The sequence below is a fragment of the Erwinia sp. HR93 genome (assembly GCF_034555055.1).
GTDB classification, from domain to species: domain Bacteria; phylum Pseudomonadota; class Gammaproteobacteria; order Enterobacterales; family Enterobacteriaceae; genus Apirhabdus; species Apirhabdus apintestini.
The window spans coordinates 1,892,538-1,914,634 of sequence record NZ_JAXUDP010000001.1 but is presented as its reverse complement, the minus strand read 5'-3'; the positions used below and the strand labels follow the sequence as shown (position 1 = coordinate 1,914,634).

The 22,097-nt window shown below is 54.5% G+C and carries 32 protein-coding genes and 1 tRNA gene; 3 read left to right on the top strand and 30 right to left on the bottom strand.

Annotation, left to right across the window (positions count from 1 at the left end):
* Positions 1–36: 36 nt before the first annotated feature.
* The 3 genes from SFA31_RS08905 to SFA31_RS08895 form a co-directional block, all read right to left on the bottom strand.
* Positions 37–984: a Mu-like prophage major head subunit gpT family protein gene (locus tag SFA31_RS08905; protein ID WP_322837656.1), complete on the bottom strand. Its 948-nt coding sequence runs from the start codon at positions 982–984 to the stop codon at positions 37–39.
* Positions 981–2,120, bottom strand: a complete 1,140-nt coding sequence (locus tag SFA31_RS08900) for a phage protease (protein WP_416208325.1) — start codon at positions 2,118–2,120, stop codon at positions 981–983. Before SFA31_RS08900 ends, SFA31_RS08905 begins: the two co-directional genes overlap by 4 nt.
* A 209-nt stretch (positions 2,121–2,329) precedes the next feature.
* Positions 2,330–2,800, bottom strand: coding sequence for a phage virion morphogenesis protein (locus SFA31_RS08895; RefSeq protein WP_322837655.1), 471 nt, complete (start codon positions 2,798–2,800; stop codon positions 2,330–2,332).
* 36 nt (positions 2,801–2,836) lie between these two features.
* On the opposite strand from SFA31_RS08895, the gene SFA31_RS08890 reads away from it, so the two are divergent.
* Positions 2,837–2,909 (top strand) — tRNA-Val (locus SFA31_RS08890).
* Here SFA31_RS08890 and SFA31_RS08885 read toward each other — a convergent pair.
* Genes SFA31_RS08885 through SFA31_RS08875 form a run of 3 tightly spaced genes read right to left on the bottom strand, consistent with a single transcriptional unit; the run spans position 2,909 to position 7,429 of the window.
* Entirely contained in the window at positions 2,909–4,237 is a 1,329-nt protein-coding gene (locus tag SFA31_RS08885; RefSeq protein ID WP_322837654.1) for a phage minor head protein, read from the bottom strand. The two genes, SFA31_RS08890 and SFA31_RS08885, sit on opposite strands and share 1 nt — an antisense overlap.
* Complete coding sequence (locus SFA31_RS08880) at positions 4,221–5,774, bottom strand: DUF935 domain-containing protein (protein ID WP_322837653.1); 1,554 nt, start codon at positions 5,772–5,774, stop codon at positions 4,221–4,223. Before SFA31_RS08880 ends, SFA31_RS08885 begins: the two co-directional genes overlap by 17 nt.
* Positions 5,774–7,429, bottom strand: coding sequence for a hypothetical protein (locus SFA31_RS08875; RefSeq protein ID WP_322837652.1), 1,656 nt, complete (start codon positions 7,427–7,429; stop codon positions 5,774–5,776). The genes SFA31_RS08880 and SFA31_RS08875 overlap by 1 nt, the downstream gene beginning before the upstream one ends.
* A gap of 71 nt (positions 7,430–7,500) precedes the next feature.
* On the opposite strand from SFA31_RS08875, the gene SFA31_RS08870 reads away from it, so the two are divergent.
* Positions 7,501–7,707, top strand: coding sequence for a hypothetical protein (locus SFA31_RS08870; protein ID WP_322836150.1), 207 nt, complete (start codon positions 7,501–7,503; stop codon positions 7,705–7,707).
* Here the strand turns inward: SFA31_RS08870 and SFA31_RS08865 are convergent.
* From SFA31_RS08865 to SFA31_RS08760, 22 genes are all read right to left on the bottom strand, one after another.
* Positions 7,682–7,879 (bottom strand): hypothetical protein, encoded by a 198-nt coding sequence (locus SFA31_RS08865; protein WP_322836151.1) that lies wholly within the window; start codon positions 7,877–7,879, stop codon positions 7,682–7,684. The two genes, SFA31_RS08870 and SFA31_RS08865, sit on opposite strands and share 26 nt — an antisense overlap.
* Positions 7,872–8,048 (bottom strand): hypothetical protein, encoded by a 177-nt coding sequence (locus tag SFA31_RS08860; RefSeq protein WP_322836152.1) that lies wholly within the window; start codon positions 8,046–8,048, stop codon positions 7,872–7,874. Before SFA31_RS08860 ends, SFA31_RS08865 begins: the two co-directional genes overlap by 8 nt.
* 8 nt (positions 8,049–8,056) lie before the next feature.
* Positions 8,057–8,635 (bottom strand): DUF3486 family protein, encoded by a 579-nt coding sequence (locus SFA31_RS08855; protein WP_322836153.1) that lies wholly within the window; start codon positions 8,633–8,635, stop codon positions 8,057–8,059.
* Positions 8,636–8,644: 9 nt separating this feature from the next.
* Complete coding sequence (locus SFA31_RS08850) at positions 8,645–8,932, bottom strand: ArsR family transcriptional regulator (protein ID WP_322836154.1); 288 nt, start codon at positions 8,930–8,932, stop codon at positions 8,645–8,647.
* Entirely contained in the window at positions 8,929–9,228 is a 300-nt protein-coding gene (locus SFA31_RS08845; RefSeq protein WP_160621609.1) for a DUF2730 family protein, read from the bottom strand. The genes SFA31_RS08850 and SFA31_RS08845 overlap by 4 nt, the downstream gene beginning before the upstream one ends.
* A gap of 1 nt (position 9,229) precedes the next feature.
* Positions 9,230–9,427: a hypothetical protein gene (locus tag SFA31_RS08840; protein WP_322836155.1), complete on the bottom strand. Its 198-nt coding sequence runs from the start codon at positions 9,425–9,427 to the stop codon at positions 9,230–9,232.
* A 158-nt stretch (positions 9,428–9,585) separates the two neighbouring features.
* Positions 9,586–9,969, bottom strand: coding sequence for a DUF2570 domain-containing protein (locus SFA31_RS08835; RefSeq protein WP_322836156.1), 384 nt, complete (start codon positions 9,967–9,969; stop codon positions 9,586–9,588).
* The gene (locus SFA31_RS08830; protein WP_322836157.1) at positions 9,956–10,462 is read right to left on the bottom strand and encodes a lysozyme; all 507 of its coding nucleotides are present in this window, start codon (positions 10,460–10,462) and stop codon (positions 9,956–9,958) included. Before SFA31_RS08830 ends, SFA31_RS08835 begins: the two co-directional genes overlap by 14 nt.
* Before the next feature lie 112 nt (positions 10,463–10,574).
* Positions 10,575–10,994: a Mor transcription activator family protein gene (locus tag SFA31_RS08825; protein WP_322836158.1), complete on the bottom strand. Its 420-nt coding sequence runs from the start codon at positions 10,992–10,994 to the stop codon at positions 10,575–10,577.
* A gap of 90 nt (positions 10,995–11,084) precedes the next feature.
* Positions 11,085–11,477 (bottom strand): hypothetical protein, encoded by a 393-nt coding sequence (locus SFA31_RS08820; protein WP_322836159.1) that lies wholly within the window; start codon positions 11,475–11,477, stop codon positions 11,085–11,087.
* An 80-nt stretch (positions 11,478–11,557) separates the two neighbouring features.
* Complete coding sequence (locus SFA31_RS08815) at positions 11,558–12,055, bottom strand: regulatory protein GemA (protein WP_322836160.1); 498 nt, start codon at positions 12,053–12,055, stop codon at positions 11,558–11,560.
* Positions 12,039–12,491 (bottom strand): hypothetical protein, encoded by a 453-nt coding sequence (locus tag SFA31_RS08810; RefSeq protein WP_322836161.1) that lies wholly within the window; start codon positions 12,489–12,491, stop codon positions 12,039–12,041. Before SFA31_RS08810 ends, SFA31_RS08815 begins: the two co-directional genes overlap by 17 nt.
* The gene (locus tag SFA31_RS08805; RefSeq protein ID WP_322836162.1) at positions 12,488–12,943 is read right to left on the bottom strand and encodes a hypothetical protein; all 456 of its coding nucleotides are present in this window, start codon (positions 12,941–12,943) and stop codon (positions 12,488–12,490) included. The genes SFA31_RS08810 and SFA31_RS08805 overlap by 4 nt, the downstream gene beginning before the upstream one ends.
* Before the next feature lie 82 nt (positions 12,944–13,025).
* Positions 13,026–13,496 carry a hypothetical protein gene (locus SFA31_RS08800; RefSeq protein ID WP_322836163.1) on the bottom strand — a complete coding sequence of 157 codons (471 nt, stop codon included), beginning with the start codon at positions 13,494–13,496 and terminating at the stop codon, positions 13,026–13,028.
* Positions 13,489–13,764, bottom strand: coding sequence for a hypothetical protein (locus SFA31_RS08795; protein WP_322836164.1), 276 nt, complete (start codon positions 13,762–13,764; stop codon positions 13,489–13,491). The genes SFA31_RS08800 and SFA31_RS08795 overlap by 8 nt, the downstream gene beginning before the upstream one ends.
* 94 nt (positions 13,765–13,858) lie before the next feature.
* Positions 13,859–14,383 carry a host-nuclease inhibitor Gam family protein gene (locus SFA31_RS08790; protein ID WP_322836165.1) on the bottom strand — a complete coding sequence of 175 codons (525 nt, stop codon included), beginning with the start codon at positions 14,381–14,383 and terminating at the stop codon, positions 13,859–13,861.
* Between the two features lie 2 nt (positions 14,384–14,385).
* The gene (locus SFA31_RS08785) at positions 14,386–14,625 is read right to left on the bottom strand and encodes a host nuclease inhibitor protein (protein WP_160621598.1); all 240 of its coding nucleotides are present in this window, start codon (positions 14,623–14,625) and stop codon (positions 14,386–14,388) included.
* The gene (locus SFA31_RS08780) at positions 14,625–14,888 is read right to left on the bottom strand and encodes a hypothetical protein (RefSeq protein WP_322836166.1); all 264 of its coding nucleotides are present in this window, start codon (positions 14,886–14,888) and stop codon (positions 14,625–14,627) included. The genes SFA31_RS08785 and SFA31_RS08780 overlap by 1 nt, the downstream gene beginning before the upstream one ends.
* A 13-nt stretch (positions 14,889–14,901) precedes the next feature.
* Positions 14,902–15,141: a hypothetical protein gene (locus tag SFA31_RS08775; RefSeq protein ID WP_160621597.1), complete on the bottom strand. Its 240-nt coding sequence runs from the start codon at positions 15,139–15,141 to the stop codon at positions 14,902–14,904.
* 2 nt (positions 15,142–15,143) lie between these two features.
* Positions 15,144–16,082 carry an AAA family ATPase gene (locus tag SFA31_RS08770; RefSeq protein WP_322839259.1) on the bottom strand — a complete coding sequence of 313 codons (939 nt, stop codon included), beginning with the start codon at positions 16,080–16,082 and terminating at the stop codon, positions 15,144–15,146.
* A gap of 30 nt (positions 16,083–16,112) precedes the next feature.
* On the bottom strand, positions 16,113–18,116 hold the full coding sequence (locus tag SFA31_RS08765) for a transposase domain-containing protein (RefSeq protein ID WP_322837651.1): 2,004 nt from the start codon (positions 18,114–18,116) through the stop codon (positions 16,113–16,115).
* Positions 18,095–18,343, bottom strand: coding sequence for a helix-turn-helix domain-containing protein (locus tag SFA31_RS08760; protein ID WP_322837650.1), 249 nt, complete (start codon positions 18,341–18,343; stop codon positions 18,095–18,097). Before SFA31_RS08760 ends, SFA31_RS08765 begins: the two co-directional genes overlap by 22 nt.
* Before the next feature lie 183 nt (positions 18,344–18,526).
* Between SFA31_RS08760 and SFA31_RS08755 the strand changes: the two genes are divergently transcribed.
* Entirely contained in the window at positions 18,527–19,087 is a 561-nt protein-coding gene (locus tag SFA31_RS08755) for a helix-turn-helix domain-containing protein (RefSeq protein ID WP_160621593.1), read from the top strand.
* Positions 19,088–19,420: 333 nt separating this feature from the next.
* Here the strand turns inward: SFA31_RS08755 and SFA31_RS08750 are convergent, their stop codons facing one another.
* The gene (locus SFA31_RS08750) at positions 19,421–20,776 is read right to left on the bottom strand and encodes a TolC family outer membrane protein (protein WP_322837649.1); all 1,356 of its coding nucleotides are present in this window, start codon (positions 20,774–20,776) and stop codon (positions 19,421–19,423) included.
* A gap of 2 nt (positions 20,777–20,778) precedes the next feature.
* Entirely contained in the window at positions 20,779–22,077 is a 1,299-nt protein-coding gene (locus SFA31_RS08745) for an HlyD family type I secretion periplasmic adaptor subunit (RefSeq protein ID WP_322837648.1), read from the bottom strand.
* Between the last annotated feature and the right edge of the window lie 20 nt (positions 22,078–22,097).

Sequence of the window (22,097 nt, the reverse complement as noted above, 5' to 3'; positions counted from 1 at the left end):
GGGATTAAAGGCGGCGTGAACCGCCTTTAAATGGGCTTACAGGTAGTCAGCAACGACCAGTTTCAGCTTGCCTTTCATCTCGTTAGAGACGGTGGTATTGCCTTCTGCGAACAGGTCACGGTTCAGCAACTGCGTGGCCTGTTTTTCCAGACCAGTCGGCACAACAAGGTGCGTTGGTTTCAGGCCCAGCTTTTTGCCGCCATCACCTTCAAAACCGCGCATCATCTGCCAGCCCCCCCAGAGATTGTCCAGGGTCAGATCGCCTTTGACCGCAACGGCCATCTGCCAGAAAGAAAAACCGGCTGCACGGCGGGCACTGGCGCCGAACAGGAATTCGTTTTCCATGAAGACGTGATCGTCGGTTACGCTGGTTTTCGTAATGAGCTCAGGCTTGCGGCGCTCCTGGAAAATCAGCGGCTTGACGGCGCGGGAGCAGTCCAGCAGATAGAACGGCAGACCATCCCACGGCACATCGTTACCCTCACTGTCTTTACCCGGAGCCTGAGTCAGGATGTTGGAGACACTGACCGCCGCACCTGTCCCATCCACGTTCGGGTAAACCGGGTGCTCATCATCAAAGAAGTTCTGACCGTCATAGCAAAGCTGACTAAATCCATCTTTCAGCAGCGCAAACACCAGCTCATCCGGCTGAACACCCGCAGCACGCCCCATCTCTTCAAATACAGGGCGGTAAACACCGAGGTTGTCGTCTTCAAAATCATCGCGGGGGATGCCGACGGTGCCCTGGTAGGTTTTGTTGGTGATGGTGTAGCCATGCGCCTGCATCTGCTGGATGGTGCGCTTACCAACCCACTCGACCAGCGACGGGAATTTACCCAGCCAGCCGTAGGTGTTGGATTTAGATGATGACGGTACTGTCATCGCAATTTCTGCATACTGCGACGGGGCATCGCCCAGACCGCCCTGAAAATCCTTGCGGTAGGTGGTCATCAGTGCAGAGATTGAGGCCGGGGTAATAATCATGCCTGTTCACCCTCTTTAAGTTTCTGATACTCCGCATCAGTGATGCCGAGCGCTTTAGCTGCCGCTTTCTCATCCGCAGAAAGCGCTGCCAGCCGCTCTTTCTGCGACTGCTCCACGCCGGGCGTGGTGACGGTCTGCATGGCAGACAGCGCGGCGATGGGTTGTTTCTGGTCGAGCTGCGCCGAGAGCGCGGCAACGCCAATCTGCCCGCCGAGTTGTTCAAAGTAGGTGCGCTCGCATTTGAAAATGCGACCTTCCTGCTCGGCCTTATCCAGCACGGCGGACAGCGTGGCGGTGGAGTGCTGGCCGCTTACCTCCGCCAGTTGCTTACGCACGGCGTTGTAGGCCTCGACCGGGACATACTTCGTCAGGTCAACGGCACCCGCTGGCGCGGCTTTAGCGGTTTCCAGTTCGGCAGAGAGCGCCGCGACCTTGTCCGCTTCAACCTTGACGGCATCGAACGCGGACAGCGCAGCCGCTGCCTGCTCGTCAGTGATTTCCGCGGTTTCGGGCACGTTGATACCCAGGCGCGCCAGCAACTGACGCAGCTTTTCGTTCATGGGGTGGTTCTCCTGTTGAGGTGAATCGTCGGGGAATTTCGCCGCCAGCGCCGCCAGGCGTTTCATGCCTGTAGCGCCGGGGTCGTTAGTCAGCGCAGCCATGCGCAACGACGTTGGCTCGCCGTTAGCGGCATAGGGGAATACAGCGGAGAGATAACCAAACTCCCCGTTGTCGATACGCTGGCGGGCAGCGGGCGTCCAGCGGGGCTTGATGAACAGCCCCTCGTTTTCACGCCACTGCATTTCGTCAGCGTTAAACCAGCCCGCCGCCGCCAGAGACTCCGGAGGGAGCGCAATATCCTTCTGCATTTTGCGGAGCTGGTTGTGTTCGTAATCAATCAGCACGTCCTGACCGAGAGCACGTACGCCAGCAATCAGCCGGGCGGCGATATCGGCATTCATCAGCCAGCCTTCCGGCACGTCTTCCGGACGGCCATCGCGGGAACGGAACCGACCGGCAGGCAGCAACTGATACCAGCCATCATCAACGGCGGTCGCTGTCAGCATGGCAATACCGACAGGGGCTTTTTCTGCTCCGGCGTTCAGAATGGCGACGGCGATAGCGTTTTTGTTCATGGCCTGCTCATGTAAGTGACTGAGCGGCCATTTTCAGCGGTACGCGTGAGGGGATGGGTTTATTACGTTTGACTACTGACAGAGGGGAAAACAGCGAAAAAATGGGAAACGGGGCGGGAGAGTGTCGCGGGTCGCGTTCAAACCCCGTTTAATTCGCTCTGAGAGCGTTTAAAAGATTGTGGGCGCCTCATTGCGCGCCCTGAATCGTATCATGCCCCTGTGGCGCGTTCAGCGCGTTTTTTGATGGCGTTGAAGATATCCGCCTCGCCAGGCTTATCCAGCCCCATATACGGACGCGCAGGAACCGCTGCCGGGCCGGGGGGCATTCCGGCAGTTCCCCCCCACTGGTGGATGGCGGCGTATACCTTCGGCGAACCAATCAGGGCATAGTCCGGGCCGTAATCGGTTGTAATGCTGCGGGCCAGGTCACCGTTCAGCGTCAGGATTTTCCCCGGAGTGTGGCCGTGCTGCTCACGCCATGCCAGATACGGGTCGCTCCATGATGACCAGTGCTGCCCGGTTACCGGGTCGGCTTCATTTTCGAATGCCTGTTCGGTGGATGACAGCAGCGCCCCGGCAGCGACGCGGGGAATCTCCCGGTCGTTCGCCATTGCGCCCAGCCTGACAAAAGCCGCCTGAATGCGGCGGACATCCACAACAACCGCTAAGTCTATGCTCATTTACTGACCTCCTGAGGTGTCGTATACTGGTTGTAAGCCGGTATACGCTTAACGGTAAAGCGGTGTGCTAACAGGCGCATGTATGCGGGTTCGATTCCCGTTACCGGCTTAATCAACACTTCCCTCCAGCACTTCCAGCCAGCCCCCGGCAATATCGGTTTTCAGGCTCTGCACTTCAACACGATAGGCGTTAATCAGCACATCCAGCGTATCCGGCACCCGTTTAACGGACTGCGCCGCGTTCACCGCCACTTTGGCCGCGCCATCGCTGCTGGTGACGATGTACAGCAGATTATTGTGCCGTTTGTCCCACAGCACGGCCTGCGGTGCCGCCATCAGCGTGGGCAACAATTGCAGGTCTTCCGGCTGGAGCGCCACGCCAGTTTTATGGTGCTTCGCGCTATCGGCGTGCATCAGGCTTTTCTCGCTCACGACCAGCAGGCGTGACGGCTCCTTCCCTGTGCGCTGACGTACCGCGCTGGCGATTGTTTCCGTCATAAAGCCGAGGGTCTGTACTCCGTGACCGGCGCGCCGGGTATCCATCAGGCGACTGGCCCAGAGTGAAAACGACAACTGACGCTCGCGGCTGTTGTTCAGCGACTGGACAACCTGCTCGCGCAGCTGTGCGTCGCGGGTTTCCACCACCTTACGAATCAACGCCGCATCCGTGCCGACCGCTGCCGAACCGGGGTTGTATGACCAGCCCACATCCGGGGTCATTTTCACGCGGCCATTATCAAACGTGGTGGAGGTGGTACGGAACAGTTCACCGGTTGTCTCATCCATGCCTGCGTCCACTTCATGGGTATGAATGAACGAGGCGCCATAGCTGACTTTAAGGCCCAGCGCTTTCATACGCGCAGCGGACAGCGCACGCACACGACAACGGCAGCTCCAGCCGTTAGGCGGGTAATGCGTTTTCCAGAACGGATCGTCGTAACGAAATACCATCAGATGCAGCTTTGCATGTTCTGGTCGGGTTCTGCTGTCCATGATTGCCACGTACTGCCAGAACGGAAACTCCTCCGCCGTATTCATCATCTGGGCGTAGCGGCCAGCGTTATACGCCGTGCGTGTATTCACGTTGTAGATGGTGGCAAGACGGCGCGGACTGCCGAGCTGGATCTCTTTCGCGTTGCCGTCACCATCAACGACGATCTGCTTGCCCCACCAACCGAGCTTTTGCAGGCGCGGGGCCAGAGTGCGGGTAAATTCGCGCTGCGTGATGCCATCGTGAATCGCCCGGTCAACTTCATCCCTGATGGTATTCAGAACATCCAGACGCGCAGCCTTTGCGACGGTAAAGGCGCGGGCGTGCGCTTCGGTCAGTTGCTCGTACCAGTTCCAGGTGACGTTATGACCTTTTGCCCGGAAGTATGCGACGGCCTCTTTGGGGGGCAACCGGGCGGCATAGGCCAGGTCAACGGTCTGTGGCATCGATACGCCCCCACAGGTCAGCGACGAAAATGGCACGGGTCAGCAGGTCAATCAGGGCGCTGTCGTCCAGCTCGCTGTAAAGCGTGCTGGCCTGCTTTAATGCTTCCTCCGGGCCATCTTTAATAATGGCCGCAATGACGGGTTTCAGCATAGGGTCAACGGCCTGTTGCATCTCTGACGCAGTGATTCCTGCTGCCATGTCGTCGGGCGCATCTGTAACGCCGTCCTGTGGTAGTGCTGACAGTGCGGCCTGACCTGACGGAACCGGGACGCCGCCCTCCGGCGCGGCACTCTGCATGCTGAATACCGGCTCATCATCGGCGGGCTGGGGGATATTCAGTTTTGACTGAATCCAGGACACCGGCACCGGCATACCCACCGCCAGTTTCGGGATCGCATCCGCGAAAATGGCGATATCCTCAGCCTCGCTGGTATCAAAATCCATACGCGGCAGGCGGCGCGGGTCTACCGGACTGCGGCTGTTGAGCGCCAGCATCGGGAACAGCAGATCGCGACCGATGGTGCGTTCAAGCTGGCGCACGTCTGCGTTGCGAATTTCATGGCGCACCTCATTGTGTACCTCACCCAGCGAACGGGCGCCTTTATCACCCGCCTCGGTGGTGAGCGTACCGCCGAGAATCGCTTTGGACATCGCTTTTTCGGCCCAGCCCATCATGGCTATAAACGGGTCTGCCTGGCCGTTAGCCGCGCTCTGAAAGTCCAGCGTCATCCCCATTGGAATAATCCCGCCAGCACGGCGACCAATATCCATGACGGCCTGCATTAACGTTGCCTTTTCGCGGGCCGTGGCACCGGTTGGGTATTTACCGACGCGCATCGGCAGGCCGTACACCTCCAGAAATTCGGCAAAGTCGCGCACGCTGTAGTTTTTGAAGATGAACGGCCAGACCAGCGTTCTGACCAGCCCGTGGGTGCCCACGTAGCCGGAACGTGATTTTGCCTGGTGCCGGAACCAGCCAAACGGCTGTAGCTGTACCCCCTCATAGCTGCCGTCACGTAACCGCAGCTCGTTCAGGTTGTCAGGGTTGGCACAGAACAGCGCGGCGTCACGATGATGCAGGGCGACCGGCACACGCATTTTACCCAGCCAGCCCCATTCGATTTCCTGCATTGAGTAGCCTTTGAGGATGGCATCACCGGCATCAAAAATGCCGTCCTCAAACCAGGCCGCGTCGCGCAGCAGCTCGTCCAGCATTTCCGCATCCCGCTTTTCCTGTGCGCTGGCGTTCTTCGGCGGCTTGATGCTCCATTCCAGCCCCTGAATCGCCAGACGGCGCTTGCTCAGTTCAGAGAACAGATGCGTGTCTTTCTCTTCCATGTCAAAGGCGAGGTCTGCCTGCGCGGACAGGTCACCGCGTTCTGCATCGCGGAGTAGCTGCGCGGCGCGGTTTGGTGTAATACCGCTCGACGGGTGCTCCTGCGTGCGCTTCATCACCAGCGCCAGCGCTTCGTGTTCTGTCTGCAATTCGTCGTCAAAGTCGAACGGCTGACCGGTTAAATCAACAATCTGGCCCATTACCAGCACCCCCGCTCATATTCATGGTATTCGTCGTTATATTCGTCATCGCTGGCACTCTCATGCCGTCCGGGAATGGCCCGGACGCTGTCTTCATCAATCACAAATCCGTTCATATACGATGCCCGGACAGCCATACACAAAGCGACGGCGCTGTCGCCGTGGCGGCTGTGCCTGCCGTCAGAGTCTTTTGTTCGGCCTTTATCAATCTGTGGCACGCCTTTGGTGACCTTGATTTGCAGCAGGTCGTCCAGCGTGGTCTGGTGGCGTGCGATGGTGAGGTTCTGGGCTTCAAACTCGCCCTTAAGTTTTGGCATCCACTCCTGATACCATGCGGTGGTGAGATGAACGCAATCAATCATCTCCGGGCCGTAGACCAGCCGCGCCGCCTCTGCCAGATAGCCACCGTTACCGGTGGCGTCGAATGCAGCGCCAATAAACCGGGGGAGACGCGCCAGGATGAACAGCATAATCTGGCGTTGCTGGTCATAGGTCAGATTGCGCAGCTCGACCCTGAAACATTCGCGCTTGCGCAGGTCTTCGGTAATCTCCAGCGGGATAAATACGCTCAGGTCGCCGCGTCGGGCAAAGTCCTCGCCGAACGCGTGTTTGTGGTTCGGATTCAGCGCGGCCAGCAGCGGCGCCAGCTCATTATTGCACCAGTCGGACACGATGTTTTCACGCGTCGCCGGTGACAGCGATTCGAAGTCGTCCGGGGCTTCAAACCGGCAGATTGGAATATCGCGGGCCTGCGTCATCGCTGCTTCAATCAGCACGCGGGACAGGTAGGCGCCACCGGATTTTTTCGGCACGCAGCCGTATTCTTCGTCGGCGGACTCTTTATCCGGCGCGTTCCGGTACAGGTCGTCGCGCCATTTTTTTTCGGCATCCGGCGACCATTCCTGACCGGTTACATAGCAGATACGCTGATACAGACCATCGGCGATCGCATCGTCCAGGGTGATGCGGTGTACGCTGTAGTCTTTGCGTCCCTCGCGTGAATCCTGAATGTACTGATTAAACAGGTTATCGACGCCGTTGTGCGTGGAGATAATACGCACGCGGGCGCCCCACATCGTGAGCGCCATTGCTGCTTTGAGCAGCTCGTCCAGCGATTCATGGAATGCCGCTTCATCAATCACCACGTCGCCCTGGAGGCCGCGCAGGTTAGAGGGGCGAGAGGACAGCGCCTGGATTTTGAAACCGCTGTTCGGAAAGCGAATCATGTAGGTCAGGATTTCTTCGCTTTTGTCGCTGTCCCAGAATGTCTGCTCATAGACGTCAGCTTTCGCCAGTTGGTTGAACGCCCTGGCGAACAGCGCGCAGGCGGCGATGTATTCCAGCGCCATTTCCTGTTTGGAGCCTACGTAAAACACGTTACGGCCACCACGGCGACGTGGCTTCGCCGCCGTCATTACGTTGCGACCCGCTTCAGCCCAGGTTAAACCAGTACGGCGTGACTTTTCAGCGATACAAATCTGGCTTTCGTCTTCGAACCACCTGCGTTGATAACCGAGGAAGACTGCCTCGTTAGCTGGCTGGGCGCTGGCAATATCGGTAACAATATCGACGCCGAGTTTTGTCGCCTCTTCCTGAAGATCAATCTGGCGGGGTTCAGAAAGCGGCTTCAGGCGTTTTAGTTGTGCTTTTGCCATCGCATTACCTGTGAAAAAACAAGCCTCTTTGATAATGTGTCGTGGCTTTTACACACCCAAAAGAGGCTCAAATGAAAGAAAAACTCACCATTGACCAGAAGATTCAAATTGCTCAGATCGCAGCAACATTGACGCAAGCTACAATAAACAACGCGCATAAAATCCCTGTTCAAAATGCGCTATCTATCGATACTGGTGGCCCATACAATGACCAACTATTTCTGACGCTATTTGATATCGTTGCTAAAAAGATCACCGATGGACCTGAGAACTACTGATTACCTGGCCCGCTGTAAACGGGCCATCTACCAACTGCATAAGCTGATACAGAGCAATAACCATAACGCCGGATCTGACCCGCGGGTCTCCATCAATCATGCTCTTAATCACGGGGTAAAGTTCCAGCGCCAGCTCCGTTGAACTTTTATATTCAATTTTTTCTTCAGCCATTTTTCATCTCTCTTTCAGTCAGATAAGTAAAATCTTCCAGGGTAAGACCATCATTGATCGCCTGAGTAACCAGACGACGAAAGCGGTCCGTGACCAGCGGCGACAACACAGCCACTCTGAACGTATTCGCATGGGACTGGTTAAGCCATGTTTGCCAGTTTTGTTGCATCGTTCCTCCTACGCTTTGCCCAGCAGCACATTGCGGATGCGCTGCTCCAGCTCCTCACTCATCCCGTCCTGCCCGCGAAGTTCGTCACTAACTGCGTTAGCGGCTTCTTCTGCGAACGCCTGGCGAATCTCTTTCTCGCGCTTATGGCTGGACATTGCCGTTGCCTCAAGCCGTTGCGCGGCCAGCATGGCGTTTTTCAGCATGTCAATATCAACCTGCATATCAGGGTTATTGACCTGTGACATAAACAGTTTGAACAACTGCCCACGGGCCATTTCGAGAATAAGTTTGGTTGTGTCGCCCATTGGTTTGTCGCCGAGATCAGCGGTCAGTTGCGACGTCGCCTCGCGTAGCTGTCGCATACTGTGACCGACCTGTTCGACGCTTGTCGCATAGCGGTTCAGCCCGGAGCGTGACAGTTTCATATCTTCCGGCAGACCGGCGTCTTCAATCAGCTCGTTAATCTCTTCAAGGATCTGCGCCTGCGGAAGGGCCTTATCACGCAGCATTTCATGCAGCGTTTTACGCACGTTTTCTGGCAGTAAATCCACTTTTGAAGCCCGGCCACGGGTGGGTTTCTTTTCCATCAGATCTCCTTAGCGTGCTCGCGGGCGCTTCACGCCGGAAACCTTTGCACGGCCTTCGGCAACGTCCTGACCACGCCCGGTAATGGTAACGACATAAAAGCCGCTCAGGCTCTCAACGGTGACCAGCCCTTGCTCAGCCAGCCAGTCAATCAGCCCCCGAACCAGGTCACGCGAAATGTTATGGCCGTAGGCATCCAAGCAGTCCTGTAAAATCGACTCATTCGCCTCGTTATTGCAGTCCAGCAGAGAACGCAGAATGACCAGGCGGCGGTCTTCGGTCAGAATGTCGTTAATCATCGTTTGTTTCCGTTCACAGCGTTTTCGAGTAACAGTTCAAGCTGGTGTGAAATGGCTTTCATCGTGCTGCCCAGCACCTTCACTTCGCCGCTCATATCAGCCATGCGCAGGCGCATCTCATGCATGTCCTCCGCGCCGGGCATGTTGGCGTAACGTGTTTCCATTTCGGTCAGGCGGTTTTCCAGTCGCTCGACCCGCTCCGTGCTGGCGAACGTGCGACGCAGCGCCCACCAGGCGATACCTGCAACGGCACTCAGGAGCGCCAGCGCACCGGTCAGCACCGGGTAAAAATCCATATCAGCCCCCTGAGCGGCAGTAATGACAGTGGGTAGCCATCGGCTGAACGGTCAGCACGGACGGCGCTATTGGCCTGCCACAACCGGCGCAGGCGCGGGGCGAATCAAACGGTGCCCTCTGTGGGGTAGAATACGCACACCCCTGTTGTTGCCAGATATCACGGAGCAGGCTGTCCAGCTCCGGGGTCTGGTCGTCCATAAATTCGTTTCCTCTGTTCGTCCTGCTGGCGCGCCGCCACCTTATCGCGGTTGCACTGCCCGAGCGCCGTCAGCAGGTCGGCATTCCACAACAACGAGCTGCGCCACAGGAGCGGCACCGGCATAGCCGGAACCGGCGTGGGGGCCAGCAGATCTGCGTCAATCTGAGGTGATAAAACCACTGGCGGCGCGGGTAGCGCGTTCGAGTCTTTGCAACTCACCAGCAGCAGCGGCAGGCACGGGGCCATTACCGCAAACGTCAGCCGTTGCAGCGGTGATTTTTTGTTTTGCTTCATCACGTTGATTCTCATCTGCGGCGCGGGCAGCGATGTTTGCGGCCCTGATAGCGGAAAAAACCTGCATAGCCTGCATCTGGTTCTGTAGTAACCATTCGGCGGTGTTACGGGCCTGAGTCTGCGACTGCAAGTCCCGCCGCAGTGTGGCGTTGTCACTGCGCAGGTTATCAATCCAGTGAGTGGCAACGACCAGACTGATTGCTGCGGCTACACCGGCGCCCATCAACAGATAGTTACTTAAGATCATCCGGCCCCCTGACATTCCAGATCGCCATTTCGACGTCGCGCCGGTTCATCAGTCCTTTCCACTTATGACCCGCAGCGAATACCCAGCGGGCCATCTGGTCACGGGCTCCGGCAAAATCACCGGCGTTCAGCCGTTTCAGGAGGGTAGATTTGGCAAATGCTCCGGTGCCGGTGTTGAAGACGAACGTCGCCAGCGCGGTGCGCTGGTACGGCGTCAGGGAAACGGTAACGAGGCGGTCAATCGCGGCATAAACCGGCTTTAAATCCTGGTCGAGCAGAGTCATACACTCAGCGTGGGTATAGCGTCGCATCTGGATATCCGGCCCGGTGTGGCCGACGCAGACCGTCAGCACTCCGGCGACATCGCGATACGGCTCATATGCGACGCCCTCCAGATGTACCAGCGTTTCGCGGGTCATTTCGTGGTAGCCGCCCCCGGCCAGCACTATAGCCAGTAGCGACGCACTCAGGGTTTTGGGGAGCTTTGAGGCCATCGGTTTATTCCGTAAGAATTTAAACCGAGGATAAAAGTCAGGCGGTTAGTTGTGGGTTTCTTATGCAATATGACAACCCGCGCTCTCGAGCGCAGCCGGTTGCAGGGATGGGTCAGGCGAACATGTCAGGCTGGCGGCGTCGGGTATGCAGGCGGCGCTGCTGGGCCAGAATGTTGTAGGTCTGGGGCTGGGACAGGGAGTATTTGCGGCGCAGATGTTCGATGTTGCGACCATCAAACTCGCAGTAAATCATATCATCGCGGATAGCGTTCAGCATCCGGACGCCGGTCGGCAGGTAATAGGCGCGGCCACCCATGTAGTGGCTCATTGCCACCGCCAGCTTGCGCGCTGCGGCGCGTGGGTCACCCGTGACACCCTGGCGGGTTAACTCTGCCTCCATCACATCCACCAGGTCAACGAGAGACTGAGGCCACGCCGCCTCAAGCTCTGCTGCCGGGATTTTGTCGATATGCCCGAGTACCTGCTCCAGTTGCGGGTCATTATCGAACATGTCTGTCTGCTGCTCTGCCATGCTGCACCTCCTGATCGTTTGTACAGTGAGTATACAGTATACAAAAAAAATCCCGCAAATCAGCGGGATTTATTCGGATAACCGGGCGGATTACTTGTCTCGCTTGCAGCGATATACTTTGTAATATTTAAGGTCATCACGCATATAGAGATTTTTGCCCGTTTTATCCACGACAAAAAGTTTCATAACCGCCGGGTTTTTAGTCCAGGCATAGAGATAGTCTGTTCCCTTTACTTTCTCGTCCTTATCTGCTGGATCAACTGGTGATGGATCTTCTGTTCGAGTGAACATATCGCCGGTATCAAGATTAGTCCACGATACCATGTTTACACCCATGTGCAGCCGGATGCCATTACAAGACCAGAAACCAGACGCAGGGTCAGCCTTTACCGTTTCTTCATCGGGGTTACTGGCGTCAGCCGCCGCAGCCATCATGCTGCACGTTGCCAGTAAAACCCCCGCTATCCACCTGGTGTTAATCACGTTTTCGTTCCTCCTCCCCCGTCAAATGCGGCCATTATCCATCAGAGCGCGCCCCTCGCATTGACGGAGCGCAACCCCTGTTAACGTATCGTTTTTTTGTACAGTTCGCAGACTCGCTCATAGGTACGGCGGATACCTGTATCTGGCAATCGCTCCAACATACAACGCATGTGCCAGCGTTTCAGGCTTTCCAGAACGACAGAAGCCTGCTCGCCGCGCAACCATGCCAGGCGAGCAACACCAGCGCCGCCGTTCTTAACGCGGGTGGTACGCTGGACAAAGGCATCCAGCGCTTTGTCGCTGCCATCTGTCACGTGCCCTTCGCGGTGCATGATGCGCCATATCACCCGGATTTTATCTGTAACGCCTGCGGGAGCCGTGCGTGATGGCTGGCGCCGCTTAAATCCCTGTTCCTGCATGGCATGCAACACCCGTTCAAGCTCGGCAGGCTTCAGGTCGCGACAGCTTGTTTTGCCCGGAACCACGCGACCAATCATTACGCGATAGGTATCGTCATCAAGCGCCAGCGCACGACGGGCAACGTGGATCAGCCTGATAAGATTAGCGCGGTTCGTCATCACGCCCCCCCCCGGCCACAGGCTCTACTAGCTCCAGCCCATCGATTTTACGGAACTGGCGCACAAGGGATGATGCCGTGTTGAAACAGCAGTCCCAGTATTCAAACACTTTGTGCAGGTCTGCATGTTCTTTACTCTTTAGAATCCGCTGGCCCTGCTTGGTTTTTGAGAGTCGTCGAATAATGGGTGCCCCTGGTTTAAAGGTTCTGCGGCGCCAGATTTGCCGGGTCAGAGTGCGAAATTCATCATGATCGGGCCAACCCCAGGCGGTGCTGCGCTTACCGTCTATCCAGACAATAAGTGCCATCTTATTTTCTGATACCGGCGATTTCTGGACGGTGATTTCTTCACCAGACGGCATTTTGAATTTCACCACCTCAAAAAAGCCATTTTTGAGAGTGTTTTCAATACCGCTCCATTGCTCACGACTTATCATAATGCGCCTCCGTTACGAGCAGAAGGCGTGGTGTCTAAGGGCATATAGCGCAGCACATACCGGTCTACAATCTCACCTGTTGAAAGGCACTTAAAACAGCCTAACCGGACATCAATACTCGCGAAGATAAAGCTGGGCCATCCTTGTTCCTGCTTTATTGAATTGAGTTCGACAACAACATCAATGGATTCGCACGTCCTCGGGCCTCGGGCCAGGCGATAAACCCAGCCAGGCAGGGCGCACCCTTCAATCCAGTTGAAAGACTGGCGTCGCGATTCTGTGGAGAGCAGGTCATAAAATCCGTTGCGCTCTGACAGCGCCATGCGATCGACGGCATTACGCAGAACGGGAATAATATCGCGGGGCTCCGCATTAACCGCCGCTGCAATATCGCGGCAGGTAGCCGGACCGTTGGCCCGGATAAACGATTTAATCTCAGTAATAATGCTCATAACATCACCGCCAGTTTATAGACCAGGAACGAACTGCCAACGAACAACAGCCACAGGAAAGCCTGCGCGGATGGGGTATATTTCATCGCCGCGCCTCCGCCCGCTGCTGCTCGCTAATCATCGCCTGAGCGGCGCGCATGAGCAGACCGATTGCCATCCGAGCCTGAGCAGCCGAAAGGCGCTTACTGGTTCCTGAGTCGAGATACAGCGCTTCAGCCATTTCAAACTGTTCCCGCGCTTCTGCAAGCAACTCACTGACTGCTGGTGCGAACGGGCTAACGGGTTCGGATTCAATGCCAACACGCTGGGCGAGGCGGGTGAGTTTCCGGGCTTTTTGCTGCTCAATCATGTCATTCATACCGTTGTGCCGTAGCTGTTCAATCATGATCTCAACGTCCGCAGCCTCTTCTGCGACGGAGTTTCCGTTAGCTTTGTGGTTAACAAAACGTGTGCAGGCTGCGGCCAGTTCGCTGCATTCTTCCGAGACTGTTAACACCTGAGCATCAAACCCCCAGCGGGCCAGAGCTGCATCGTAAATCCGGGATTTATTCATCGCCTTCATCCTCCGCGTCGTCATCAACTTGTTTCATGGTGACAGGGAATGGCTTGAATTGAAGAAGGGCCAGTTGAACACCGATTCTGATAAAGCGGGCTTCTTTAGTGTGAGCACCGAATTCCAGCACCTGGTTATCGCCTAAATCACCCATATGCAAACAGATATCAGCATCCCTGTTATCAATAATCATCTGACATTTATCGACACGGTTCTGGTGCCATGACTGAAGGTCGATAATCATCGAAATTAATTCTTGTTCGTTCATGAAATGTTCCTTTTGCTGTATTCGGCGCGAACGAGTCCCCGACGCGCTGCGCCGAATAAAATCTAAAATTGGTTTTTTATTAATTCAGACTGATTTAAATATCTGCCGTTTGCTCAAACGGAATAATAGAAAAGTCCTCAATGCCCGAATTAACTTTAATACCTGCCACTCCAACAACTGCTTTCGGTTCGTTCAGGATGGCCTCTTTATTGATTTCCTCTTTGGTGCGAATAAAACGTTCAAGCTTCAGTCGCTTCAGAGTCTCCATAACTGAGTCCATGCCACGAATGGTGACGGATGGCGGGCGAGTTCGCCAGCAGACATCACCTGTCACCAGATTTGCTGACTTAACTTTTCCATTGTTCGTCAGGTCATCGCGGTTAGCTTCACACCAGCTTTGAATGCCTGCTGAAAGCATTTTGAAGTCGTCTTCAAGCGGTTTCATTTGCTCCGCATAGACCTCCGTAATAGCGGCGATTTTGTCGTTCATTTCCGTTTGCATACGGGCCACAGTACGCTGAACATCGCCAAGCTTACGGATATCGCGAACAACATCCTCGCGGCTTTGCGGAACATACAGCGCCGCAGCGTTTTTAATGCGTTTCGGTTTACTGGCCATAATTAAAACTCTCTCAGTCTTTTTGCGAATCGGGATAAGGCCTTTACGGCCTCGTTCTGGTCTGCCGCTTCGGGTACTCCCGGCACCAGCAGATCGTCATTAGTGCGGGAATGGCGTGCCAGGACGCTTACCGCAGAGCGCACTTCTTTATTGTCACCAACCAGAACGGGCAGCGCGCCGTCCGGGCATGATTTACCGAATTCGATTAAGCCTGACGCCCAGGCGTAAGCAACGATTTTCATTAGTGCAAACCTTTTTTAGATTCAGGAGAATAAACTCCACAACTGGCTACCTTCCCATTAGCGCGAAGGTACTCTACGACTTTTTCCATTGCGAAGGCGCAAATTTCCTGTCGGTGATTTGCCATCATGGTAATAACGGCACCACATGGCGTATTTTTATCATTGTTAAATTCAACATTGACCTTTACATTTAATCCATCAAGAACACCGTCTTTTAACTCATGAGAAAAATCACTGGTTAGTTCAAAAGTCACTTTAGCCATTATTCATGTCCTCTCAGCGCCAGATAATCTGGCAATCATTCAGGCTGGCAATCCACACGGAGCGGGTGCCGGTTTCACAACGTTCAATAATTCGGGTGGCGCGCTGCACCAGTTCCGCAGGCGGGCAGGCAATCTCAAGCAGCGGGCGGCGCATAAAAACGCGAATATCAGTTACCCGGCTACCGCGCTGGCGCAGCCAGTCCTGCGCCGCTTCTGCCATGCTGATATGTTCAGCTATTTTTTCGATAATCATCTTTATCCCCTCAACAAAGAGCCGATATCAACGTCCAGATCTAAATCCCTGAATGCATCACGCAAATAAACTTCGTTAATACGTTCACCTTTACCGTGAGCCGTCATAGCAGCCAGTCTCAGGGCATGGTTCAGAATGCGCAGCGCTCCAGGCTTTTGAGCAATAGCCTGTAATAACTGGCGTTCGCTATCGCCGGTAATCTGCCAGGCGTCAGCAATTGCGTTAACATCCGCTTTTTTGGTCTTATTTATCGCTGTGCGTTTTGCGATACGAGAAAATAAGCGGGCAAATTCAACAGTGCGGTTACCACCGGTCATATTGGAATAAACACGGTGATTCCCCATCAGCACCAGGCCGATTCCTGCTGACTCCTGGAGTAAACGCAGTTCCTCCAGTGCTTCGATTTGCAGGTGGTCAGATTCGTCGATAATAACTAACCCCTGCGTACCATCCAGGCGGCGGCGCAGGGCGCGGGACAGCGGGCCTTTGCGGCGAGGGGCATCATTCATCCCCAGCGTATACGCCAGCTCTGTCAGGCATTCCAGAACGCTGGCACAGGACGGGGTGATCGTAATCATCCACACGTTGTCGTTTGAGCGGCAATATTCGCGGGCGGCGGCGGTTTTGCCCACGCCGGGGTTGCCACAAATAACCGCAATGCTCTCAGTGAGGCGGGCAAAGCGCATGGACGTCCAGATTTGCTTCGCTGTCTGAGTTTCGATAAAGCGTGGCGGCTCCGGCAGCTCTGAGGCGGCGTTCTGGTTTTCAATCCAGCGGGACAGCGTGATAGCAACGCGCTCATTGTCGCCATTATATTTATCATTCATGAAACCGCTGATTGTGCCGGAGCTTATTCCGGTTTCACGGGCCACCTGAGCGTAAGTGGTGCGACCGGCATCAACGAGCGTGCGCAGGCCTGCGCGAATATCGGTAATATTCACCATAATTAACTCCAGTTATTTAAATTCGGTTTAAATAATGTCTTTGCGTTTATTTAATTCGAGAATATCCAGCGAATTATTCAGATATTCGTCGTTATCAGGCAGTGATTCCTCGTCAACTGCGTGCGCTATTGCGGTATTGCCGTGTGTCTGGGGGCGGAATACAGCAACAACACGGGATTCCGGCGCTTCCGGCTCGGCCAGACGGGGCATCAGCTCGGATATCTCCAGTGCGTCTTTCTGCTTCTGGGCTGCAATAGCGGCGCCAGTTGCCTTTTTAAGCCGTTTTTGCTGGCGGGAGTGTTCACGCCCGGCCTGAGTGTCATTAAACGCTACAGGCGTGATACAGGCGGCCTCACAGATAAATTTGCCGTCCAGTGTGTAGCAGAAAACGTTGCCATGCAGGTTCTGCGGGTCGAAGCGCACGACCACTTTTCGGATGTCTGCATTCATCAGCGCCATATTGTGGTAAACGTTTTTGGCGCCGCGCAGCGTGCCGCCTGCGGTAAGGCTGAACTCGCCCTTGCGGTTGACTGTAACGGCCTCCGCTGGCAGCAGGAACAGGCGCAACTGCTCTGCCGTAGGCTTGCGAACGATGGTTTTTGGAAATTCACGCTCGAAAGCCTGGTCGAAGGAAAACTGACCTGCGCACATTTCAGTCTGACGCCCGACCTTCGCATTGAACATCGCCACGCCCTCGGCCAAAATATCCAGAAATTGCTCGGCCTCAATTACCCGAGAGCCGTAATTATCCGGCTTCGCCATGGGATTCGGGCCGGTGTACGCACCGGACAGCGCCGGATGCTTATCAACGTATTCCTCCATCCCACCAACACCGAACGCGCGCTCGATGGGTTTTGCCTGGCCCCAGCCCTTGCCCGCGACAACGCTTGTCCAGTGGATTGTGGCGCCAATCAGCGGGAAAAGCCCGGTCGGGTCGTCCTCACGCACTTTAAAGCGGTAGCGATTTTTAACGCCGCCAGTCAGCCATTTGTTAGCCGCTGCGCGGGTGTTATCGATGGTGATGTGAAAATCCTCAGGAATGCCATATTTTTTAATGACATCCATAAAGCTCAGGCGAATGGAGTCAGTGTTTTCGCTCACATCACAACGGAAACCAACGATTTTCCTCGTTTTAACGTCCTGCCAGAACCAAGTTTTAGGACGTAATACCTCACCGTTAAACCAGCGCACAAAGACGTTATGCTGGTAGCCATCGCCGTTAATCCATTGCAGGGCGTTCAGGTGTTCCACTGTGCGGCGTTGGGTCGGGAGCAGGTGCATCAGGGCGTGCTCGCCCTGGCGACAGGCCACGGCCATTGTTTTGTCCACGTTTTGCTGTACACGGCGGTACGCGGTGGAATACGAAGGAATATTCCAGCCGTGCTCACGGGCGGCAAGCTCCAGACGCTCATAGCATTTGCGGAATGCCGGTTGCTCGGGTCGGAGGTAATCGGCAAGCAGAAACTGCCAGGCGTCTTCGTCGAAGCCGACCTGTTTTGATTCGTGCCGGGCGCCACCGCGCCGGTCAATCAGGACAGCAACCCAGTCCTGCTTTGCGTATTTTTGTACCCGGTAATACTTATCACGCAGCGACGCCGCGCTAACATCATAGCGGCTGGCCGCAGTCTGAAATGCGGTTTTTGCGGTGATGCCGCTCGCGATCAGTTCGTCGGCCAGCATAACCACAGGGTGCCAGCGTTCAGCGAGCTGACGCTGTGAATCACTGGCCGCATCCCAGCGTTGCCACAGTGCACGCCGCTCAGAGTCAAGGGCGGCTGACGCCGGGCGGGCAAGTTCAACAATGCCCTGGCTGGTTTCAACAGCACCCTGCTTGAGCAGCAGTTCGGCGCGGGCCTCAACGGGAAGGGCATCAAGGCGATACTCCACGGCTTTTGAGCCCTGGCGTTTGCGGAAAAGTTCGTTACGACCACAAACCAGATTTTCAAGCTTGCGACGGATATTAGCCGGGCTGACAGGGAAACCAGATAACCCCACGCACTCCTGTACTGTTACCCATTGAGTTGTCTGCATTTCCCTACCTCCGAATACCGACTCGGCCAAATAAGAGCCGGTGATACTTCCAGATAATTTGCAATGATCGCCTCGTAACGAGGGATATGGCAGCGGAGCACATTACGCATGGTGTCAGGGCTTAACCCGGCTTCGCGAGATAATTGTGCGAGCGTCTTACCTTTCATGCGAATGGCGGCTTTTACCTGCTCCGCGTGCCAGTCTTGATCTTGGTTTTTAACTGACATCGTGCAATCCTTATTAGTTACCGCTATCGGTAGCCGTTAACGGTTACCGGTTCGAGCATAAGATATCGCCTTAAAGTTCGAATGTAAACAAGAAATCGAATTTTATTTCGAGGTGGTATTGTCGAAAAAAATAGCGCTTTATTTCTATTTAAACAGCAAGTTAGCCTTAAAATAGGTTGTATTATGAGCAAAAAAGCAAATCAAACTTTTCGTTCTGGTGAGATAGTTCACTTCGGTGAGAGGCTTAGAGAGGCTATGGATGGTGAGTCCAATTCAGCGTTCGCTAAAAAGTGCGGGCTTTCTGAAACAGTAATTCGAAATTATCTGGCAGGTAAAAGCTATCCAGGGATTGATAAGCTTCCGGCGATTGCAGAGGCTTCTGGTCGTTCCATTGAATGGCTGGTGACGGGAGAAGAGCCTCAAGATGAACGCGCTACCACAGCGACTCAGGCCGAGTTAGAACAATGGTGGGGAATGATTCGAAAATCTCTGTCAGGGCATGAACTAGCTGCTATTGTAAGAGCGTTCCAAGAGAATGGTAAGAAAGCCCTATTAGGGGGCAAAGAAGCCGGTATGCAGGCCATCCCGGAGCTTTCTCAGTCAGCTATTAATACCGCCATAATGTTTGAAGCTCTTCCCGAAGAAGAACGTAGAGAGATTTTGGCTAAGCACGGCATCGCTAAACAGGGTGGCCCTGTAGCGCCAGAACAGGAACCACATAAGACACAGAAAAAGGCTGGTTAACAGTGAGGATAACAGGCTACACCACGAATACCCCTAACGAGTTAATAAGTGGCATGTAAAATGCATCTTTTTGATGGGTGTTTTTTGACCGGCGTCAGGCTAGCGAATCGCCATTGTTACCAGCCTTGAAGTGTTTTTAAACGGTATTAAAGCGCGTATGAAGTTTCTTTAAAAAGTCGCGCATAAAGTGAATCAAATCCCTGATTGTTGAAATTTGTCGTATTTCATCGCTGAGCTGCAAATTCCAGGCATCTGAGCGGCCCAGGCCCCACCAGCCCTACGTCCCACCAGTTCCCGTAACCTCCAACCTGATCCCGGTTTAATGTCGTACCTCTAGTGAATCAATACAGCCGGTTCTACAAATTGTGCCGCCAGCCAGCGTAATTTGTCATCATCCAGCGTGCCGGCATAAAAATGCAGGGAAACCCAGGCTAATAGCCAGTCATGCCGCGCCCGGGCCAAATCAGAACGCACATTATAAAGCTGTGACCAGGCATTCAGAACATCCAAATTAATACGCTCACCGCCGATAACGCTTTTCCGCGTCGCATCCACTAACACACTCGCCGCATTCTCAGCCTGTTTGTAGGCGGCGATTCTGGCTGGCAGGCGCGTGAGTATAGTAAAATGCTGGCGCAGCGCCACGGCAATAGCGTCGGTCTCCCGCGTTTTTTCCCACGCGGTCCGCTGATACTGCGCCTGTGCCTGACGCGTAGCCGCCGCCACCGCACCACCGGAAAATAAAGGCACGCTGACCTGAATCCCTAGCGTACCGGTATCATAACGCTGTTTATAATTACTCTCATTTTCAGAATGTGAGTTACGCCGGTTTGCAACCAGGCTCATTCGCGGGAAATGCCCCGCTCGCTGGCGTTCAATATCATATTTAGCCACCGTAAGCGTCTCATCAAGCCGCTGTAATTGGGCATTATGCTTGACTGCCATCGTTAACCAATACTGGAAATCATTGTGAACCAGAGGCTTAGGATGAAAACCGTCGCGCAGCGCGCCCGGTAATGCCGAGCGCAGCGGGCGTCCAATAATAGATTCCAGCGTTTTTACTGCAATATCAAATTCATCGCGCTGTTCCAACAGCTGAGCTTCAGCCAGCTCGACTCTGGCACGCGTTTCAAGAAGATCGGTTTGTGTCCCTTCGCCGGCCTGAAGTAACCGCTGATTCAAACGCAATTGTTCGCGCAGCGTGTCATTCTGCGCTAGCAGCAATACGCCTTTCTCATGTTCAAGAAGTACGCGATTCCATGCCTGAAATAATCTGACCATTAGCGCTAAATGCTGTTCACGAAACTGCGCATAGGCCTGTCGCGCCCCCGCCTTTCCACGCTGATAGCGCGCCCAGGCCTCGTAATCTAACAAAGGCTGCTGCAAAGACCATGTTGATACTGCACTGGTATAACGTCGCTGATTGTGCTGCCGGGCACCGTTGACAGAAGAGTAATTACGAGCCTGTTGATAATCCCACCCTACTTTAGGTAATAACGCTGAAACTCCCAATTGTTCTTCTTCCATGCCCGCATCCCTGGCATAGCGCGCAGCCTGATAATCCGGATCGTGGGCAAGTGCCAGCGCCCAGGCGTCCATAAGGTTCATCGCATAACCTTGAGCAATAATTAAAAAGATGCCCGCCAATCCTAAAAGAACGCGCAAAGCGTATTTTGTTAGATACTGCATGCTCATTCCTCCGTGAATGCCAGTTTTAACCTATCAAATAGCGGCTTAAATAAATAACTCAGAAAAGAGCGCTCCCCCGTACGAATAAAAGCTTCCACTGGCATACCTGGGCGAATATCAAAATGGCTAAGCGCTTCACTTCCATGTTCATCAACACGGATTTGCAGGTCGTAATAAGGCTGCCCGGTTTGAATATCCTTTTGTTGGTCTGCTCCTACCAAGATAACCCGCCCGGATACACGCGGAGTGGTAGCCTGGTTAAATGCAGTAAAAGAAAGAGTGACCGGGTTATGAAGCGCAATTTTATCGATAAGGTTTATTGGAAGCTGGGCGTTAATTTGCAGTGGTTGCCCCTGAGGCACGACTTCCATTAAAAGTTGCCCTGCACTAATAATGGCGCCTTCTGTATATACGGTTAACCCAACAATTATTCCGCTTGCAGGAGAGATAATCTTCGTATTTTCCAGGTCGTATTCCGCACTTTTTAAGCGTTGTTCCAAATCCTGGGTTAACTTGCTTGTCTCAATAAACTGCTCATAAAGCATCTTCCGGTATTCACTTTCACGCAGCGAGAAGGTTTGTTCGATCTCCTGTTTTTGCTGCTGAAGAGCCATTAGACGCTGGCGCTCCTGGGCAAGGGCACCGCTCACCTGCGCAAACTGGCGCTCAAGCTCTAAATGACGATTGGCCGCAACGAACTGTTCCTGAACTAACGGCCTCACCCTGAGGAGCTGCTTATTGAGTAATTGTACCTGCTGCTGATTACTGGCAATCGTCGCACGGGCGCCGGCTATTTGCGCCGCAATGCCGGCAATAGAGGCCTGAATTGCATTACCCTCCCGAAGATGAGCGTCCCGGCGACTCGTCAGCAGTTTCTGCTGCGCCTGGCTCAGGGCTTGGGCAACACTATCGTCCAAAGAAAGTCGCTTATCTATAAAAGCGGAAAGAGATGCGGCGTCGTTAATTTCAGCCTGCAAACGCCCCAGATTCGCAAGCGCGTCCAGATATTGATAATGTAAATTTTCGCGTAGCGCCAAAAGAGGGCGGCTGTCCAGCTCAATCAGCGTCTCTCCCTGACGCACCGCTTGCCCATCGCGAACATGAAGCCGGATAATCTTCCCGCTCGTTAACGGCTGAACGGCCTTACGATTTTCCGTAACAATAACAATTCCAGGCACATTCACGCCGCTATCCAGCGGCGCAAATGCGGCCCACAGCAGCATCCCGCCCAAGCCAATGGCTATAATGCATCCCCCGCGGAAGATAATATTGCGCGTCCCGGGGACATCATATTGTTCCATTACCGCTTTCCCTGTCGGTT

Bases quoted from the DNA above. Each gene is read 5' to 3' on its own strand.
- SFA31_RS08865 (WP_322836151.1), bottom strand. From the start codon at position 7,879: ATGGCTGAAGAAAAAATTGAATATAAAAGTTCAACGGAGCTGGCGCTG.
- SFA31_RS08875 (WP_322837652.1), bottom strand. From the start codon at position 7,429: ATGGCAAAAGCACAACTAAAACGCCTGAAGCCGCTTTCTGAACCCCGC.
- SFA31_RS08825 (WP_322836158.1), bottom strand. From the start codon at position 10,994: ATGGCAGAGCAGCAGACAGACATGTTCGATAATGACCCGCAACTGGAG.
- SFA31_RS08870 (WP_322836150.1), top strand. From the start codon at position 7,501: ATGAAAGAAAAACTCACCATTGACCAGAAGATTCAAATTGCTCAGATC.
- SFA31_RS08800 (WP_322836163.1), bottom strand. From the start codon at position 13,496: ATGAATAAATCCCGGATTTACGATGCAGCTCTGGCCCGCTGGGGGTTT.
- SFA31_RS08805 (WP_322836162.1), bottom strand. From the start codon at position 12,943: ATGAGCATTATTACTGAGATTAAATCGTTTATCCGGGCCAACGGTCCG.
- SFA31_RS08755 (WP_160621593.1), top strand. From the start codon at position 18,527: ATGAGCAAAAAAGCAAATCAAACTTTTCGTTCTGGTGAGATAGTTCAC.
- SFA31_RS08845 (WP_160621609.1), bottom strand. From the start codon at position 9,228: ATGGATTTTTACCCGGTGCTGACCGGTGCGCTGGCGCTCCTGAGTGCC.
- SFA31_RS08850 (WP_322836154.1), bottom strand. From the start codon at position 8,932: ATGATTAACGACATTCTGACCGAAGACCGCCGCCTGGTCATTCTGCGT.
- SFA31_RS08855 (WP_322836153.1), bottom strand. From the start codon at position 8,635: ATGGAAAAGAAACCCACCCGTGGCCGGGCTTCAAAAGTGGATTTACTG.
- SFA31_RS08765 (WP_322837651.1), bottom strand. From the start codon at position 18,116: ATGCAGACAACTCAATGGGTAACAGTACAGGAGTGCGTGGGGTTATCT.
- SFA31_RS08780 (WP_322836166.1), bottom strand. From the start codon at position 14,888: ATGGCTAAAGTGACTTTTGAACTAACCAGTGATTTTTCTCATGAGTTA.
- SFA31_RS08900 (WP_416208325.1), bottom strand. From the start codon at position 2,120: ATGAACAAAAACGCTATCGCCGTCGCCATTCTGAACGCCGGAGCAGAA.
- SFA31_RS08795 (WP_322836164.1), bottom strand. From the start codon at position 13,764: ATGAACGAACAAGAATTAATTTCGATGATTATCGACCTTCAGTCATGG.
- SFA31_RS08790 (WP_322836165.1), bottom strand. From the start codon at position 14,383: ATGGCCAGTAAACCGAAACGCATTAAAAACGCTGCGGCGCTGTATGTT.
- SFA31_RS08745 (WP_322837648.1), bottom strand. From the start codon at position 22,077: ATGGAACAATATGATGTCCCCGGGACGCGCAATATTATCTTCCGCGGG.
- SFA31_RS08860 (WP_322836152.1), bottom strand. From the start codon at position 8,048: ATGCAACAAAACTGGCAAACATGGCTTAACCAGTCCCATGCGAATACG.
- SFA31_RS08905 (WP_322837656.1), bottom strand. From the start codon at position 984: ATGATTATTACCCCGGCCTCAATCTCTGCACTGATGACCACCTACCGC.
- SFA31_RS08885 (WP_322837654.1), bottom strand. From the start codon at position 4,237: ATGCCACAGACCGTTGACCTGGCCTATGCCGCCCGGTTGCCCCCCAAA.
- SFA31_RS08810 (WP_322836161.1), bottom strand. From the start codon at position 12,491: ATGATAAGTCGTGAGCAATGGAGCGGTATTGAAAACACTCTCAAAAAT.
- SFA31_RS08785 (WP_160621598.1), bottom strand. From the start codon at position 14,625: ATGAAAATCGTTGCTTACGCCTGGGCGTCAGGCTTAATCGAATTCGGT.
- SFA31_RS08895 (WP_322837655.1), bottom strand. From the start codon at position 2,800: ATGAGCATAGACTTAGCGGTTGTTGTGGATGTCCGCCGCATTCAGGCG.
- SFA31_RS08760 (WP_322837650.1), bottom strand. From the start codon at position 18,343: ATGTCAGTTAAAAACCAAGATCAAGACTGGCACGCGGAGCAGGTAAAA.
- SFA31_RS08835 (WP_322836156.1), bottom strand. From the start codon at position 9,969: ATGATCTTAAGTAACTATCTGTTGATGGGCGCCGGTGTAGCCGCAGCA.
- SFA31_RS08830 (WP_322836157.1), bottom strand. From the start codon at position 10,462: ATGGCCTCAAAGCTCCCCAAAACCCTGAGTGCGTCGCTACTGGCTATA.
- SFA31_RS08775 (WP_160621597.1), bottom strand. From the start codon at position 15,141: ATGATTATCGAAAAAATAGCTGAACATATCAGCATGGCAGAAGCGGCG.
- SFA31_RS08750 (WP_322837649.1), bottom strand. From the start codon at position 20,776: ATGCAGTATCTAACAAAATACGCTTTGCGCGTTCTTTTAGGATTGGCG.
- SFA31_RS08815 (WP_322836160.1), bottom strand. From the start codon at position 12,055: ATGACGAACCGCGCTAATCTTATCAGGCTGATCCACGTTGCCCGTCGT.
- SFA31_RS08840 (WP_322836155.1), bottom strand. From the start codon at position 9,427: ATGGACGACCAGACCCCGGAGCTGGACAGCCTGCTCCGTGATATCTGG.
- SFA31_RS08880 (WP_322837653.1), bottom strand. From the start codon at position 5,774: ATGGGCCAGATTGTTGATTTAACCGGTCAGCCGTTCGACTTTGACGAC.